Below are 14,848 nucleotides of genomic sequence, written 5' to 3'. Positions count from 1 at the left end.
GAGCACGGCGTGGGAGACCGCATCGCCCATCAGCGACCAGCCCATCAGGATCAGCCAGCAGGACAGCCCGCCGACCAATGCCATCACGGTGCGGTCGGGTTCCTGCCAGAAGATGGTGGTGGCGCCGAAGGCGGCGGCCACCAGGGCGCGGATCAGGACCGGCTGCCAGAATACGGCCGCCTGGGTAGTACTCGGGATCGTCACGGTTCAAGCCTAGTGTGCCCCGGTGACCATCCACGCATCGTTGCGGACCCGCCAGCCGAGCGTGACCGCGCGCGCCGCAGTGTAGCCGAGACCGAAGGCCGCCCACAGCCAGAGCAGGCCCGCCGTGCCGGTCAGCCCGGCCGCGGCCACCCACACCAGCAGGGGCGCGTACGCCAGCAGGTTCACCACACCGGCAATCGCCAGGTAACGCGCGTCGCCGGCGCCGATCAGCACGCCGTCCAGGACGAAGACGAGACCGCAGATCGGCTGGCTCAGGGCCAGCAGCCAGATCGCGGCGGTGAACGCCTGGTGGACGGCAGGGTCGGAGGTGAAAACCCAGCCGAGCACCGGCGCCACGGCCGCCAGCAGCAGGCCGGTCACCACGCCGAATCCCACGCCCCAGACGATCATCCGGCGGGTCAGCGAGTGTGCCAGCGCCTTGTTCGAGGCACCCAGTTCCTTCCCGATCAGGGCCTGCGCGGCGATCGCGATGGCGTCCAGCGCGAAGGCCAGGAAACTGTACATGGTCATCACCAGTTGGTGGCCGGCCAGGCTCACCGGTCCCTGCGAGGTGGCCACAAAGACCGTCGCGAGCAGCGCGATCCGCATGCTCAAGGTCCGCAGCATCAGCCAGGACCCCACGTGCGTGGTGGCCTTCAGGCCGACCCAGGTGGGCCGCAACCGCACGCGGTGCCTGACGGCTCCGCGGTAAACGATGACGAGGTAGACCGCCGCCATGGCCCACTGGACCAGGCTGGTGCCCATGGCGGACCCGGCCACCGAGAGCCCCATCCCGTAGACCAGCAGGAAGTTCAGGCCGATGTTGGCCAGGAAGCCGATGCCGGCGACCAGCAGCGGGGTCTTGGTGTCCTGCAGGCCGCGCAACACCCCGGTGGCCGCCAGTACGATCAGCATGCCCGGCAGGCCGGGCATCGACCAGCGCAGGTAGTCCACCGCGAACCCCTGCACCTGCCCGCTGGCCCCCATGGCCGCGGTCAGGTCCGGGGCGAAAGCCCAGCCCGCGGCGGCCAGCACCACGCCGACGACCAGCGCCAGCCAGATGCCGTCCCGCCCGACTCGGTACGCATCCGACATCCGGCCGGCGCCCAGCAGCCGTGCCACCGCGGGCGTGGTGGAGTAGGCGAGGAAGATCATCAGTCCGACGACGGTCTGCACCACGGTGGCGGCCAGCCCCATGCCGGCCAGTTCCGCCACGCCGAGGTGCCCCACGATGGCCGAATCGGCCGCCAGGAACAGCGGCTCGGCGATCAAGGCGCCGAAGGCGGGGATGGCGAGTGCAAGGATTTGACGGTTCAGGCTCCGTCCCTGCCGCTGCTCGGCGGTCTTCTCCGGGTTCACGCCCACCAGCTTAGGCGCCTTGCAGCCCGGATTCCGGCGTGACGAACCGGCAGCGCGGCGCTGGAGCTTTCAACAGTCGGCTGTCCAGCGTCGCCAGGGGAACCGCGAGCAGTTCGGCCAGTGCCACATAGGACGCATCGTAAGGGCTTACGGAGTGCCGCAGTTCCCAGATCCGTTCCGCCAACGGGGCAAACGGCCAGAGCTGGACGGGCCAGCGTCCCAGATGCCCAAAAGCAGCCGCTGCCTGTCCGCTGCTGACCCGACCTGCCTGCTCCGTTCGACGCAAAGCGCTCGTGCACTCGAACAGCACCAGCTCCGGCGCATGATTCTGTTGGACCTGCAGACACTTCCGAGCCCAGGCCTGCTCTCCGGATGTGCCGATCAACGCAGACACCATGACAGACGCGTCTACGACAAGACCTTGCGACGCGGTCACCGACGATCCGCGTTCAGAGCGTCGAGGATCTCTTGTGCAGTAACCCCGCCACCCGTCTTCAGCTCGACATCCGCTTCAAGGCCTCGGACGAAATCCCCTGGACTGGGACGTGTCGCCAGTTCACGTAGTTCAGCGTTCAGGTACTCCTGCAGGGAGCGCCCCGACCGGGCAGCCCTTTCTGCCAGCCGGTCCCTTACCTCTTCAGGTACGTGGCGAATGGTGATGGAAACCGTCATGATCCAAGCCTAGCTGTCGTGCATGCATTGTGCATGCACTTCCAAGGCTTCCTGGTTCTCCCGGCTATCCGGCGCCCCGGGTACGCAGGGCGAGCACCGCCGTCGTGCCCGCGACGACGGCGAGCGCGGCGGTGAATGCGGCGACGCCGGTCCAGCCGAACCGCCCGAAGAAGAGGCCGCCGGCCCAGCCGAACAGGCTGGACCCCGCGTAGTAGAAGAGGTTGTAGAGGCCGGACGCCTGGGCCGCGCCGACCGTCGCCAGCCGCGGCGTCCAGCCCGACGCGACCGAATGGGCGGCGAAGAATCCGCCCGTGAACACCAGCAGCCCCAGCAGGATCAACGGGACCGAGTCGACGAGGGTGACCGCCAGCCCGGCGATGCTGACCAGGATCCCGCCCAGCAGCACGGGCAGCCGGCCGGTCCGCGACGTCAGGCCGCCGGCCACCCGGGAGCTCACGGTGCCGGCCAGATAGGCCAGGAACAGCAGGGAGGCCAGCGACGCGGGCAGGGAAAACGGCGGCGCCTCCAGCCGGAAGCCCAGGTAGTTGTAGACGGCGACGAAACCGCCCATGAGCAGGAATCCCTGGGCATAGAGGGCCAGCAGCGGCGCCGAGCGCAGGTTGGCCAGGATCCGCTGCCCCAGCCCGGGCCCCTGTCCGCGCATCATCGGCCGGAAGCCGCGCGGGGCCGGAGCCAGCCGGACGAACAGCACGGCGGCCACCGCGGCGGCGGCGCTGACCGCCAGCACGCCGGCGCGCCAATCGGCCCACTCCGCCACCGGCCCGGCGATGAGACGGCCGGCCAGGCCGCCCACGGTCGTGCCCGCCACGTAGGTGCCGGCCGCGACCGCCGTGTGCAGCCGCTGCACCTCCTCGTTCAGGTAGACCAGTGCGACGGCGGGGATCCCGCCCAACGCGGCACCCTCCAGGAAGCGCAGCGCCAGCAGGGCGGGAAAGTTCGGGGCCAGCGGCAGCACCAGGCCCAGGATCACGGCGGCGCTGATCGCCCACGTCATGGTGCGCTTGCGGCCGGCCCGGTCCGCCACCGCGGACCAGGGCATGACGGCGAGGGCCAGGCCGATGGTGGCGGCGGAAAGAGTGAGCGCGGCGTCGGCCGCGCTGATGTGGAAGCTTCGGGCGATGCCGGGCAGCACCGCCTGCACCGAATACAGCTGGGCGAACGTGGCGAAGCCGCCGAAGAGCAGCGCCAGGAGCATGTTGCGGTATCCCGGGCTGCCTTTCGGGTGGCCTGCCCAGGGTTGTTCCGCGCTACTCACGCCTTCGATGCTAGGCCAGCCGCAAGCAATGGTTGACGATGCCGCACGGGTGCGGCGCGGCCCCCACTACACTCGGACCAGTAGCAAAGCTTCGCAACTGGTACGTCTCGATGAAAGAGGATCTTCGTGTCCCAGCTCCAACCCGGCATGCCCGCCCCCGAGTTCACCCTCTCCGACGCCGACGGCAAGAAGGTCTCGCTGTCCGACTACGCCGGCGGGAATGTGGTGCTCTACTTCTACCCCAAGGCCGCCACTCCCGGCTGCACCACCGAGGCCTGCGACTTCCGCGACAACCTCAACTCCCTGCAGGCCGCCAACTACGACGTCGTCGGCATCTCGCCGGACGACCCTGACGCCATCCAGGCCTTTAGTGACGCCGAGGGCCTGACGTTCCCGCTGCTCTCCGACCCCGACTTCGCGGTGGCCAAGGCGTACGGCTCCTACGGCGACAAGACCTTCGGCGGGAAGGTCTTCACCGGCACGCTGCGCAGCACCTTCGTGATCGGCCCCGACGGAACCATCAAGCACGCCGAGTACGACGTGGACGCCAAGGGCCACGTCGCCCGGCTCCGCGAGACCCTCGGGGTCTGATTCCGGGGACTGCGCAAGACCCGGCGCACGGCGGTGCTCAGCCACCGCCGTCGTCGCTCCGTTTCGGGTCCATGCTCCACTCAACAACCGGAGCAGGGGGCCGAACCGGAGCAAGCGGCCGAACCGGAGCGCCAGGCCGGCTTCAAGCGGCCGGCCGCCGGCCGCCGCCGCCACCGCCGGTGCGCACCGACAACCGTGCCGCGGCCGCGGCACCGAGCACCGCGCAGGAGAACCAGATCGCGCCCCCGGGGCCGAGCGGGGCGGCCACCAGGCCGGCCGCCAGCGGCAGCACGACCTGCCCCACCCGGTTGCCGAGCAGCCGCAGCGCCAGCGCCGACCCCCGGGACTCCGGCCGGACGGCGTGGCTGATCAGCGTCATGGTCAAGGGCTGGCCCAGGCCCAGGAGGAACCCGCCCACGAACAGCGCGGCCGCGGCCACCCAGAACGGCTCCAGGACGAACGGGGTCACCGCGATCGCCGCGCCGGAGCCGAGCAGGCTGACCACCAGCAATTGAATCCGGGTCCAGCGGTGCACCAGCCACGGCAGCAGGATCCGCGAGATGATCGACGCGCCCGCCCGCACGGCCAGCAGGACGCCCACCCAGAGCGGCGGCACCCCGAGCTCCTCGCCGACCAGCGGCAGGAACGCCACCAGGATGTCGATCACCGAGAGCAGTGCCATGGACGCCAGCATGTTCCAGGCGACGCCGGGCCGCCGCAGGATCTGGCGCACCGGCTCCTTCACCAGCGGTGCCGGTGCCGCACCGCCGTCGTTCTTGCCGCGTTGGCGGAACCGGCGGGCCGCCGCGCCGGGATGGGCGCCGATCAGCATCACGGGCGCCCCGGCTGCGGCGATGCCGGCCGCGAGCAGCAGGGTCAGGTCGATGGCGCCGAGCCAGCTCGGCCCCACTCCCGCGGTCTCGCTGCCCAGCAGCAGCCCGGCCAGCAGCGGGCCGAGCAACTGCCCCAGCGAAAAGGCGGCGGTGAACCAGCCGAAGCCGCTGTCCATCTGGTTCAGCGGCGCATACCGCCCGATGGCGGACTGGCCGGCAATGGTGAACAGCAGGTGCCCCACCCCGAGCAGGGCCATCGAGACCGCGATGACGGCGACCCCCTGCGCCAGGGCCAGCCCCAGCGTGGCCACCGCCAGCAGGGCCGCGCCCAACGCGACCATGCCCTTGAGCGACGGAATCCGATCGCTCACCCGCCCCAGCCACAGCGCCGCCACCACCGGCAGCACCGCGTAAACGGCGGTCACCACGCCGATGACCGCCGCGTCTCCGCCCAGGGCCAGCAGCTTGTAGGAAACCACCGGCCGCGACACGTTCAGGGACGTCTGGGTCAGCACGGCGGCCGCCATCAGGACCCAAAGCCAGAGGCGTGAGCCGGGCTGGTGTGGCGGGTGGGTGCTCATGTCCTCGTTCCTGAAGTACGGCCGGCCTCCCCATTCTGCCCCGCGCCCGGCCGTTCGTCGCAAAACCGTTGCGCCGCCGGTGCCCCGGTGGTCGAATGGGTGGCATGGCTACTGGGGAGACCGTCCTGGCGATCGGGACCAAGAAGGGGCTGTGGCTGGCAACCAGCCGCGACCGGACCAATTGGTCCCTGTCCGGCCCGCACTTTTTGATGAACGAGATCCCCAGCATCGGGATCGACCAGCGCGGCGGCTCCACCCGCCTGCTGGTGGGAGCCCGCTCCGAACACTGGGGGCCCACGATCTTCCGCTCCGAGGACCTCGGCGAGACCTGGACCGAACCGGAGAACGGCGCCATCCGCTTCGGCGAGAACGACGGCGCCGCGGTGGAGCGGATCTGGCAGATCCAGCCCGACGCCGCGGACCGGCCGGGCGTGGTCTGGGCCGGCTGCGAACCGATCTCGGTCTGGAAGTCCACCGACGGCGGCGAGCACTTCGAACTCAACCGCAGCCTGTGGGACCACCCCGACAAGGACCAGTGGGGGGCCGGTTACGGCGGAGCGGCGATCCATTCGGTGCTGCCGAGCCCGCAGGATCCGGACACCGTGCACGTGGCCATGAGCACCGGGGGCGTGTACCGGACCACCGACGGCGGCACCAGCTGGCAGGCACGCAACCACGGCATCAGCGCCTACTTCATGCCCGATCCGAATCCCGAGGTGGGCCAGTGCGTCCACAAGATCGCGCGGGATGCCGCCGATCCGTCCACGCTCTTCGCACAGAACCACCACGGCGTCTACCGCTCGGACGATTCCGGCGACAACTGGCAGTCCATTGCCGACGGGCTGCCCACCGACTTCGGCTTCGTCATGCTCACCCACCCGCGCAGGTCCCGGACCGCCTGGGTGGTGCCGATCAAGGCCGACGGCGAGCGGATTCCGCCGGACGGGCATCTCGCCGTGCACCGGACCGACGACGGCGGCGCCACCTGGGCGCGTTTCGCCACCGGGCTGCCGGACCAGGATTACAACGTGGTGCTGCGCGACGCCGCCGCCGCGGACACCGGCGATCCGGCCGGCGTCTACTTCGGCACCCGCGGCGGCTCGGTGTACGCCAGTGCCGACGAGGGCGAAGTCTTCGTGGAAGTGGCCTCGGGGCTGCCGGACGTCCTGTGCGTCCGCGCGGCCACCCTGTAAGGAGGGATCCCCGTGGTGGGTGTGGCAGAAAAAGCGGTCACCGTCGTCGTGCCCAGCCTGCTGGCCAAGGTGACCGGCGAGCAACGCGAGCTGAGCGTGCCGGCATCCGGTCCGCAATCCGTGGCGGAGATCCTGGACGCCTTGGCCGGCGATTACCCGGTCTTTAACCGCCGGGTCCGCAACGAAACCGGTGCCATCCGCCGCTACGTCAATCTGTACCTCGACGGCGAGGACATCCGCACGCTGCAGGGACCGGCGACGCTCGTGGAACCGGGCCAGGAACTGCTCATCATCCAGTCCGTCGCCGGTGGATAGGATCCGCGATTAAGCCGACAATGGTGTACCAATAGCCGCCGCAACTTGGAGGAGGGACCCGATGACCAGCAACAGCCAGCACGAAGCAGACATCACGGAAGCCAACGAGGCGGACGTGCAGGAACAGGCCCTTCCAGTCCGCAGTGACGACCTGGAACACGAAGCATCGCCGGCGATGACCTCCACCTGGGAGGCGAACGAGGCGGACCTGCAGGAGCAGCTGGAACCGGTCAAGTCCGACGAGGACGACGAGTATCCGCGCGGGGAAGCCGAGTAGGACCGGTCCGCTCGGGACGCGGGAGTCCGGCCAAGGACGAGTTGGCAACCCGCGGGGAACGGAATCGGCCGCGGGCAGCGCCTGGTGCCCGTGGGCCGCTACTCCCCGACCAGTCCGTCCACTGCCTCGCGCAGCAGGTCGGCATGCCCGTTGTGCCGCGAGTACTCCTCGATCATGTGGACCAGGATCCACCGGAGGCTGGGAACCCCGGTAGTGGACCCGGCCGCCGAGCCGGTCCCGTCCAGGCCCCCGTCAGCCAGTGCTTCGGCGGTCAGGGAGCGGGAGCGTGCCACGGCTGTTTGCCACATCCGGCGGAGCTGTTCCGGCGTGTCTTCGCCCGCGGACTGCCAATCCCAGTCCGGGCTGGCCTTCCAGTCCACTGTGTCCCAAGGAGGCTGCGGGTCATGCCCGTGCAACCGCACGGAGAACCAGTAGTCCTCCACGAACGCCAAGTGCTTGAGCATGCCGCCCAGGGTCATCCGGGACGGCGCCAGGGTGGCGGCCAGTCCTTCCGCGCCCAGACCCGCGCACTTCCATTCCAGGGTGGCGCGGTGGAACTCCAGGAAACCCAGCAGTGTCTCCGCCTCCCCCGCCGCCAGCGGAGGGTCGGTGCGGCCCTGCTCGTCCACGTCGCTCATGGTCAGCGAGTCTAGCGGCACGGAATAATGGCCGCATGCGACTTGCAGTTTTCACCGGATCGGCCAGCGGCAGGGACGACATCTACGCGCGGGAGGCGGAGCGGTTCGCGACGGAACTGGCTTCCCGTGGGATCGGGATCGTGTACGGCGGTGGGCAGGTGGGCCTGATGGGCGTCGTCGCGGACAGCGCGGTGGCGGCCGGCGGCGACGTGGTGGGCGTGATCCCGGAGTCGTTGGACAAGACCGAAGTGGGGCACGTCGGGCTGAGCACCCTGCACGTGGTGGACTCAATGCACGAGCGCAAACAAATGATGGCGGACCTGGCCGACGCCTTCGTGGCGCTGCCGGGCGGCATCGGAACGCTGGAGGAGATTTTCGAGGCCTGGACGTGGCTTCAGCTCGGGATCCACGAGAAGCCGGTGGCCTTCCTGAACATCAACGGCTTCTGGGACCAGCTGCTGGCGACCATCGACGGCCTGGTCGCGGGCGGCTTCCTCAAGCAGGACTATCGGGATGCGGTCATCGTGGCCGGCTCCGCCGCCGAGCTGTTGGATGCCATCGAGGGCTGGACGCCGCCGGTGCGCAAGTGGCGGGACCCCGGCGAGCGCAGCCGCATCTAGCAGCCTCGACGGAATGCAGACAGCGCCCCTCCCGTCCGGGAGAGGCGCTGTCGGTGGCAGCAGACGGCGGGGAGGCCCCGCCGTCGTACCGGGTGAGGGTTTGAGGCCTACGGGAAGAACTTGTCCAGTTCCGCCGCCTTCTGCAGCGTGCCGTACTTCAGGGCGGCGTCGGCGAGCTTCTGCGCGGCCTCCATGTTGAAGTCCTTGCGGAAGGTCGGCAGGGCCATGTCCGCGCGGGAGTCTTCGTCGATCTTGGTGTAGGTGCCCACGATCTCGCGGACCTCGTCCGGGTTCTCCTGCGCGTACTCCAGCGAGCGGTTCATCGCGGCCTGGAACTTCTTGACCAGCTCCGGATCGCCGGAGACCGTCTCGCCGGTGGCGAAGTAGCCGGAGATATCCAGGTTCTTGTCGAAGTCGGCGAAGTTGTAGGAGACCACGCGGCCGCCGTCTTCGACGGACTGGGACAGGAACGGGTCAAGGATCCACGCGGCGTCCACCTGACCGTTGGCCAGCGCGGCCGGGGCGTCCGGGAAGCCGATCTCGACGAACTTCACGCTCTCGGGGTCGCCGCCGTCGGCCTCGATCACGCTGCGGATGGTGGTGTCACCGATGTTGGAGAGGGTGTTCACGGACACGGTCTTGCCGGCCAGGTCCTTGGGCGACTTGATGTCCGAATCGCCCTTGACCACTACCCCGCCGAAATCGTGCTTGGTGTCGCCGGAGGTGGAGTTGCCGTTGGCCACCAGCTGGATGTCCAGGCCCTTGTCGTTGGCGACCATGACCGACACGACGTTGCCGAAGGCGAAGTCGAAGCCACCGCTGACCACGGCGGGGATGGCGGCCGCGCCGCCGGCGACGTTCTGGATGTCCAGGTCCAGGCCCTCTTCTTCGAAGAAGCCCTTCGAGTCGCCGAGCCAGAGCGGGGCGGTGTCCACGATCGGGATCACGCCAACGGTCACCTTGGTCAGGTCGCCGGCGCCGGCGGATTCGTTCCCGCCGGCCTCGTTGCCGCCGCCGCTGGGCGATCCGGATCCACAAGCCGCCAGGCCGAGCGCGGAGACACCGGCCAGCAGCGTCAGGAATGTTCGCTTCATGTCACTTCCTCAGTTCGAAAACATCAAGTGACAGCGCCCGCGGTCTCCCCCAACCGGAGAGCGCGGTCATTGCGCTGTCACCGGCAACCACTATGTCACGGCTCACACCGGGCGCCTGCAGCGCGGACGAAATGTGACGCGTCACCCACTTTGCTCGCGCCGCCCCCTTCGTTGCGTCACGCACTTCGCTCGCGTCACCCACTCTGCTGCCGGAACCGCACGTGACGCGCCCTCACCGGGCGGCGAGTTGCGCCTTGACCTGCTTGCGCAGCACCTTGCCCAAAATCGACGTAGGCAGCTCCCCCACCGCGACGATCCGGCGCGGGACCTTGTACGCCGCCAGCCGGCCGCGGCAATAGTCCCGCAACCCCCGTTCATCCAGCCGGACCGTGCCTTCGGGGCGAAGCACGACGGCGGCCGCCACCTCCTCGCCGCCCTCCGGGCGCGGAAGGCCGACCGCGGCGGCCTCCATCACGTCCGGGTGGGAGCGGAGAGCGTCTTCGACTTCGGACGGCGACACGTTGAAGCCGCCGGTAATGATCAGTTCCTTGACCCGGTCGACGATGCGGACGTTGTGCTGCCCGTCCACGGTGACGATGTCACCGGTGCGCACCCAGCCGCCGTCGAGCAGGACCTCCGCCGTTTCCTCCGGCTTGCCCCAGTACCCCTGGAAGACCTGCGGGCCGCGGATCAGCAGTTCGCCCGGCTGGCCGGGCGCGACGTCGCGGGCCGGGTCCTCCGGGTCAACCACCCGCATCTCCGTGCTGGGGAACGGGACACCGATCGTGCCGTTCTGCCGCGTCGGCGCGAACGGGTTGCCCAGGGCCACCGGCGATGTCTCCGTCATCCCGTAACCCTCCACCAGCAGGCCGCCGGCGGTCTCCTCCCACAGGTCCACGGTGGCCTGCGGCAGGTTCATGGCACCCGAGATGGCGAACCGCACGGACCCCAAATCCACCCGGCGCTTCCTGGCCTCCCGGGCGGTCCGCTCGTAGATGGGCGGCACAGCGCAGAAGATTGTGGGCGGGGTCTTCTTCGCCGCCGCCAGCACCAGGTCCACGTCGAACTTGGGAAACAGGACCACACGCGAGCCGGTGAGCACCCCGAAGGTCAGGTGCAGGGTCATGCCGAAGGCGTGGAACATCGGCAGGATGGCGTACATGACCTCCTTGCCCTCGGACACGCCGTGCATCCACGCGCGGCCCTGCTCCGCGTTGGCCCGCAGGTTCCGGTGCGTGAGCATGGCGCCCTTGGGTTGTCCGGTGGTGCCGGAGGTGTACTGGATGGCCGCCAGGTCGGTCACCGCCGGCCTGGGATGCGACTTCTTCAGCGGCCTGGCCTGCAGCAGCCTCTCCCACGTCACGGTCCCCTTAACCCGCGTGGTCAGCGCCTTGCGCGCGGTCCTGGCAGCCGGGACGGGCAGCCGCAGGGCCAGGCGCTTGGCCCGGGGCATCGCCCGGGTGAGGTCCACGGACACGATCGCCTTGACCTCGATATCCGGCGGAAACGCCTGCACTTTGGCCACCACGTTGTTCCAGACAATGGCTACGGTCGCCCCGTGGTCCTCGAACTGGTGGCGGAGTTCGCGCTCGGTGTACAGCGGATTATGTTCGACGACGACGGCGCCCAGGCGCAGCACGGCGTAGAAGGCCACCACGTGCTGGGGGCAGTTCGGCAGGATCAAGGCCACGCGGCTGCCCGGGCCTACGCCGAGCCGGCGCAGGCCTTCCGCCGCCCGGTCTATCTGCCGGCCCAGCTCCCGATAGCTGGTCGTGGCGCCGAAAAAGTCGAGGGCCGTCTTCCTCCGGAACCGGCGGACCGAGTCTTCCAGCATGTGCGACAAGGATTCGGTCGGTACATCGATCTCGGCCGGCACGCCTGGCTGGTAGTTCTGCAGCCACGGGCGATTCTCAACGGTGGACACAGCAGTGACACGTCCTCTCACTCGGTTGCTACCAGTCTAGGGCGCGTCTTTTGGGCCCAACCAGCAGCGCCCCGCCCTCCTGACGGAGAACGGGGCGCTGCGGGTACGTGCCGGATTACTGCGCGGGCAGCTGCAGAACCTGGTCGACGAAGATCAGGTTCGGATCGGAAACGGTGTCCGCATTGGCTGCGAACAGCTCCTGCCATCCGCCCTGAAGGCCCAGGGACTGGGCGATCTTGCCGAGGGTGTCGCCGGGCTGCACGGTGTAGGTTTCGCCGCTGACCGCCGGTGCCTGCACCGCGGGTGCGGCCGGTGCCGGGGCCGGAGCCTGGGCAACCGGGGCCTGCTGGACCGGCGCCTGGGCGACCGGTGCCTGCTGGACGGGTGCCTGCTGGATCTGGGCCGACTGGCTGCTCACCTGCGACCCTCCGCCGCCGCCGGCCAGTCCCAGCTTGGACGAGCAGGCGGGCCAGGCGCCCCAGCCCTGGCTGTCCAGGACGTTCTCGGCCACGGCAATCTGCTCGGCGCGGCTTGCGTCAGCGGCAGAACCGCTGCCGCCGTTAGCCGCCCACGTGCCCGGGGCGAACTGCAGGCCGCCGGAGTATCCGTTGCCGGTGTTGATGTTCCAGTCGCCGCCGGACTCGCACTGGGCCAAAGCGTCCCAGGTTGCCCCGTCGGCGGCGTTGGCGGCCGGTCCGACCAGCGCAACGCTGGCTCCGGTCAGGGCGACGGCGGCGAGGCCGCCACGCAGGGCACGGCTGAGGTTCAGGTTTTTGTTTGGATTCACAATGCTCCGTTGAGGCCGCCTTATGCTCAGTCCGTCCCCGAACGTCTCCGCACCGCCGTCAGCCACTCGCATAATCGAGGTCATGTGGACGTCTGCCATTCTGACGGCGAAAGGCGTGGGCAGCGTCCGGGCATTCCATGGGTAGTTCATGCCGGATGTTCCGGCATCCCCTGGCGCGGTCATCTCGCCCGCGCACGAAACTGCACGTTACCGTAAAGTAACCAACGTTGCAAAACCGTGATCTGCCATCAGCGTGTCGGTCCGCGCGGCGGCTCGAATGACGGCTAGGCGCACCCTCGCCCCTGTGGGCCCTTCCCAGTGCCCGGCCCAGCACGTAGCGTGGGGATTCCTATTCGATCGGAAGGTTTTCCCATGGCAGAGAATCCCAGTCCCATTGACATCCAGAAGGCGCTGGGCGGCGTCGATTACCCGGCATCCGCCGGCGACTTGGTGAAGAAGGCGGAAGAATCCGGAGCCGGGGACGACGTCCTCTCGGCGCTCAAGAATCTCCCCGACAAGCAGTACGAAAGCCCGGCCGAGGTCAGCAAGGCGGTAGCCGGCAACTAAGGCCTTCGGCCGGCAGTCCTGTCCACCGGCACCAGCTCGACGTCGAGGAGGCGGCCGCCGTCGGCCGTCGCGGTCATGTACGTGCAGACCGGCTGGCGGCGGCGGTCCGTGGGCGAACCCGGGTTCAGCAACCGCAGGCCGCCGGCCGACGTGGTGTCCCAGGGGATGTGGCTGTGGCCAAACACCAGCACGTCGGCATCGGGAAAGCGAGCCTGGCAGCGCTGTTCGCGCCCCTTTGCCGCCCCGGTTTCGTGCACCATGGCGAACCGGACCCCGGCGATGGTCGCCCGGACAATCTCCGGCAGTCGCGCGCGCAGGTCGTCGCCGTCGTTGTTGCCGTACACCCCGACCAGCCGACGGCTCCGCTCTTCCAGGTCGTTGAGCAGCCCGGCGGTGACCCAATCGCCGGCGTGGAAGACGACGTCGGCCGCCTCAACCGCGTCCCACACCTGGTCAGGAAGGTGCCGCGCCCGCTTCGGCACGTGTGTGTCCGCCAGCAGCAGCAAGGAGGTGGCCATACCGGCATCCTTGCATATCGGGTCAGAGGCCGAAGGCCATTCGCAGCCCGAGCGCCAGCATGACGACGGCGATCAGCCCGTCGAGCAGGCGCCAGGAGCCGGGCCGGGCGAAGAAGGGACGCAGCAGCCGGGCGCCGAAGCCGAGGGCGCCGAACCAGATGAGGCTGCCCGCCACGGCGCCGGCGCCGAAATACCAGCGCAGTTCCGGCCCCTGGGTGTTGGCGATGGAACCGAGCAGCAGCACCGTGTCCAGATACACGTGCGGGTTCAGCCAGGTCAGGGCCAGCGCCGTGGCAGCCGTTGCGGACAGTCCCCCGCCGGAGCGATTGGCCGAGGCGGTCAGCACGCCCGGCCTGATCGCCCGTTTGGCGGCGAACACCGCGTAGGCCAGCAGGAACGCCGCCCCGCCCAGCCGGATGACGTCCACCACCGCCGGGGCGGCCTCGATCACGGCGCCGATGCCGGCAATCCCGGCGGTGATCAACAGTGCGTCGGACACCGCGCAGATGAGAACGACGACGCCGATGTGCTCGCCGCGGATGCCCTGGCGCAGCACGAAGGCGTTTTGCGCGCCGATGGCGACGATCAGGGCCAGCCCGGTTCCCAGGCCCAGCAGGACTGTGGGAGCAATAGCGGTAGTCACAACAGTCGACGCTACCGACAACCCGGGCTTCAGTACAGCTAAAGAAACTTCAGTTACGTAAGCTTGGCTTATGCAGCCGTTCCAGTTCGACCACCTGGCGACCTTCGCCGTCGTCGTCCAGGAGGGCAGCTTCGATGCCGCCTCCCGCGCCCTCCACGTGACGCCCTCGGCCGTGTCCCAACGGATCAAGTCCATGGAGCAGGCGGCCATCGGGGCGTTCGCCAACAGCGGCCAGATCTGCACGTCCGTGGAGCGCATCTACGTGCACCGCGACGTCGCCGGCCCGTTCTGCGAGGCGCTCGCCGCCGAGGCCCGCAAACGCAACGACGGCGGGGCGATGGCACCGCTGGTGGACCGCCGACTCCGGGACAGCGTCAACGCCCAGGTGGCCGAGGCGCTCTCGCTCGGGGCGACGGCCGCCGAGGGCGGCTCGGTTCCAGAGGGTCCGGGCGCCCACTATCCAGCCACCGTGCTGCTGGACTGCACGGACCGCATGACCGTGATGCAGGAGGAGACCTTCGGCCCGGTGGCCCCGGTCCGGGTGGTGGACAGCTTCGACGACGGGCTTCAGCTGGCGGCGGAGGGCCGGTACGGCCTGGCCGCCACGGTGCTGACCGCGGACCTGGAACATGCGCACCGGGCCGTTGCCGGGCTCCAGGTGGGCAGCCGGTACGAGGAAGCGGTGTCGCCGCTGGTGTGGTCCTCGTCGGAACGGGAAGGGTTCGTCGAGTCTGTGCAGTCCATGCGGCGCCGGGT

Annotated in this window: 19 protein-coding genes; 7 read left to right on the top strand and 12 right to left on the bottom strand. The window is 69.4% G+C overall.

The annotated features are described in order from the left end of the window. The 5 genes from AC5RV2_RS08070 to AC5RV2_RS08050 form a co-directional block, all read right to left on the bottom strand. Nucleotides 1–204, bottom strand: a 204-nt coding sequence (locus tag AC5RV2_RS08070; RefSeq protein WP_494091938.1) for a metal ABC transporter permease, incomplete at its 3' end; no start/stop codon positions are given. Between the two features lie 9 nt (nucleotides 205–213). Further along, the gene (locus AC5RV2_RS08065) at nucleotides 214–1,569 is read right to left on the bottom strand and encodes an MATE family efflux transporter (protein WP_494091937.1); all 1,356 of its coding nucleotides are present in this window, start codon (nucleotides 1,567–1,569) and stop codon (nucleotides 214–216) included. A gap of 4 nt (nucleotides 1,570–1,573) precedes the next feature. After that, complete coding sequence (locus AC5RV2_RS08060; protein ID WP_494091936.1) at nucleotides 1,574–1,999, bottom strand: type II toxin-antitoxin system VapC family toxin; 426 nt, start codon at nucleotides 1,997–1,999, stop codon at nucleotides 1,574–1,576. Next, nucleotides 1,996–2,235: a FitA-like ribbon-helix-helix domain-containing protein gene (locus tag AC5RV2_RS08055; protein ID WP_494091935.1), complete on the bottom strand. Its 240-nt coding sequence runs from the start codon at nucleotides 2,233–2,235 to the stop codon at nucleotides 1,996–1,998. Before AC5RV2_RS08055 ends, AC5RV2_RS08060 begins: the two co-directional genes overlap by 4 nt. Before the next feature lie 64 nt (nucleotides 2,236–2,299). Beyond that, on the bottom strand, nucleotides 2,300–3,451 hold the full coding sequence (locus AC5RV2_RS08050) for an MFS transporter (protein ID WP_494091939.1): 1,152 nt from the start codon (nucleotides 3,449–3,451) through the stop codon (nucleotides 2,300–2,302). A 186-nt stretch (nucleotides 3,452–3,637) separates the two neighbouring features. Here AC5RV2_RS08050 and bcp point away from each other — a divergent pair, with 186 nt between their 5' ends. Beyond that, nucleotides 3,638–4,102, top strand: coding sequence for a thioredoxin-dependent thiol peroxidase (gene bcp / locus AC5RV2_RS08045; protein ID WP_494091934.1), 465 nt, complete (start codon nucleotides 3,638–3,640; stop codon nucleotides 4,100–4,102). A 142-nt stretch (nucleotides 4,103–4,244) separates the two neighbouring features. Here bcp and AC5RV2_RS08040 read toward each other — a convergent pair whose 3' ends face one another. After that, nucleotides 4,245–5,516 (bottom strand): MFS transporter, encoded by a 1,272-nt coding sequence (locus tag AC5RV2_RS08040; RefSeq protein ID WP_494091933.1) that lies wholly within the window; start codon nucleotides 5,514–5,516, stop codon nucleotides 4,245–4,247. Between the two features lie 95 nt (nucleotides 5,517–5,611). Here AC5RV2_RS08040 and AC5RV2_RS08035 point away from each other — a divergent pair, with 95 nt between their 5' ends. The 3 genes from AC5RV2_RS08035 to AC5RV2_RS08025 all read left to right on the top strand — a co-directional run bounded on the left by AC5RV2_RS08035 (nucleotide 5,612) and on the right by AC5RV2_RS08025 (nucleotide 7,301). Next, the gene (locus tag AC5RV2_RS08035) at nucleotides 5,612–6,709 is read left to right on the top strand and encodes a WD40/YVTN/BNR-like repeat-containing protein (RefSeq protein WP_494091932.1); all 1,098 of its coding nucleotides are present in this window, start codon (nucleotides 5,612–5,614) and stop codon (nucleotides 6,707–6,709) included. Nucleotides 6,710–6,721: 12 nt separating this feature from the next. Continuing rightward, on the top strand, nucleotides 6,722–7,024 hold the full coding sequence (locus tag AC5RV2_RS08030; RefSeq protein ID WP_494091931.1) for a MoaD/ThiS family protein: 303 nt from the start codon (nucleotides 6,722–6,724) through the stop codon (nucleotides 7,022–7,024). A gap of 61 nt (nucleotides 7,025–7,085) precedes the next feature. Then, a complete protein-coding gene (locus AC5RV2_RS08025) occupies nucleotides 7,086–7,301 on the top strand; it encodes an Rv3202a family protein (protein ID WP_493979815.1) in 216 nt (71 codons plus the stop codon). A 98-nt stretch (nucleotides 7,302–7,399) separates the two neighbouring features. Here the strand turns inward: AC5RV2_RS08025 and AC5RV2_RS08020 are convergent, their stop codons facing one another. Then, complete coding sequence (locus tag AC5RV2_RS08020) at nucleotides 7,400–7,939, bottom strand: DinB family protein (RefSeq protein ID WP_494091930.1); 540 nt, start codon at nucleotides 7,937–7,939, stop codon at nucleotides 7,400–7,402. A gap of 35 nt (nucleotides 7,940–7,974) precedes the next feature. On the opposite strand from AC5RV2_RS08020, the gene AC5RV2_RS08015 reads away from it, so the two are divergent. Next, nucleotides 7,975–8,559 carry an LOG family protein gene (locus tag AC5RV2_RS08015; RefSeq protein ID WP_494091929.1) on the top strand — a complete coding sequence of 195 codons (585 nt, stop codon included), beginning with the start codon at nucleotides 7,975–7,977 and terminating at the stop codon, nucleotides 8,557–8,559. A 107-nt stretch (nucleotides 8,560–8,666) separates the two neighbouring features. Here AC5RV2_RS08015 and AC5RV2_RS08010 read toward each other — a convergent pair whose 3' ends face one another. The 3 genes from AC5RV2_RS08010 to AC5RV2_RS08000 form a co-directional block, all read right to left on the bottom strand. Further along, complete coding sequence (locus AC5RV2_RS08010) at nucleotides 8,667–9,653, bottom strand: ABC transporter substrate-binding protein (RefSeq protein WP_494091928.1); 987 nt, start codon at nucleotides 9,651–9,653, stop codon at nucleotides 8,667–8,669. 232 nt (nucleotides 9,654–9,885) lie between these two features. Next, entirely contained in the window at nucleotides 9,886–11,577 is a 1,692-nt protein-coding gene (locus AC5RV2_RS08005) for a long-chain-fatty-acid--CoA ligase (RefSeq protein ID WP_494091927.1), read from the bottom strand. 115 nt (nucleotides 11,578–11,692) lie between these two features. Continuing rightward, nucleotides 11,693–12,364, bottom strand: coding sequence for a transglycosylase family protein (locus tag AC5RV2_RS08000; RefSeq protein WP_494076588.1), 672 nt, complete (start codon nucleotides 12,362–12,364; stop codon nucleotides 11,693–11,695). Nucleotides 12,365–12,736: 372 nt separating this feature from the next. Here AC5RV2_RS08000 and AC5RV2_RS07995 point away from each other — a divergent pair, with 372 nt between their 5' ends. Next, nucleotides 12,737–12,931: a DUF2795 domain-containing protein gene (locus tag AC5RV2_RS07995; RefSeq protein WP_494065275.1), complete on the top strand. Its 195-nt coding sequence runs from the start codon at nucleotides 12,737–12,739 to the stop codon at nucleotides 12,929–12,931. On the opposite strand, the gene AC5RV2_RS07990 is transcribed toward AC5RV2_RS07995, so the two are convergent. After that, nucleotides 12,928–13,449 carry a metallophosphoesterase family protein gene (locus tag AC5RV2_RS07990; RefSeq protein WP_494091926.1) on the bottom strand — a complete coding sequence of 174 codons (522 nt, stop codon included), beginning with the start codon at nucleotides 13,447–13,449 and terminating at the stop codon, nucleotides 12,928–12,930. The two genes, AC5RV2_RS07995 and AC5RV2_RS07990, sit on opposite strands and share 4 nt — an antisense overlap. A gap of 22 nt (nucleotides 13,450–13,471) precedes the next feature. Further along, entirely contained in the window at nucleotides 13,472–14,092 is a 621-nt protein-coding gene (locus tag AC5RV2_RS07985; protein WP_494091925.1) for a LysE/ArgO family amino acid transporter, read from the bottom strand. Between the two features lie 70 nt (nucleotides 14,093–14,162). Here AC5RV2_RS07985 and AC5RV2_RS07980 point away from each other — a divergent pair. Further along, nucleotides 14,163–14,848, top strand: a 686-nt coding sequence (locus AC5RV2_RS07980) for an aldehyde dehydrogenase family protein (protein ID WP_494091924.1), incomplete at its 3' end; no start/stop codon positions are given.

The organism is Arthrobacter sp. Y3225116, assembly GCF_059091245.1.
The sequence above is the reverse complement of the archived record's forward strand: the minus strand, read 5'-3'. Positions and strand labels throughout refer to the sequence as shown.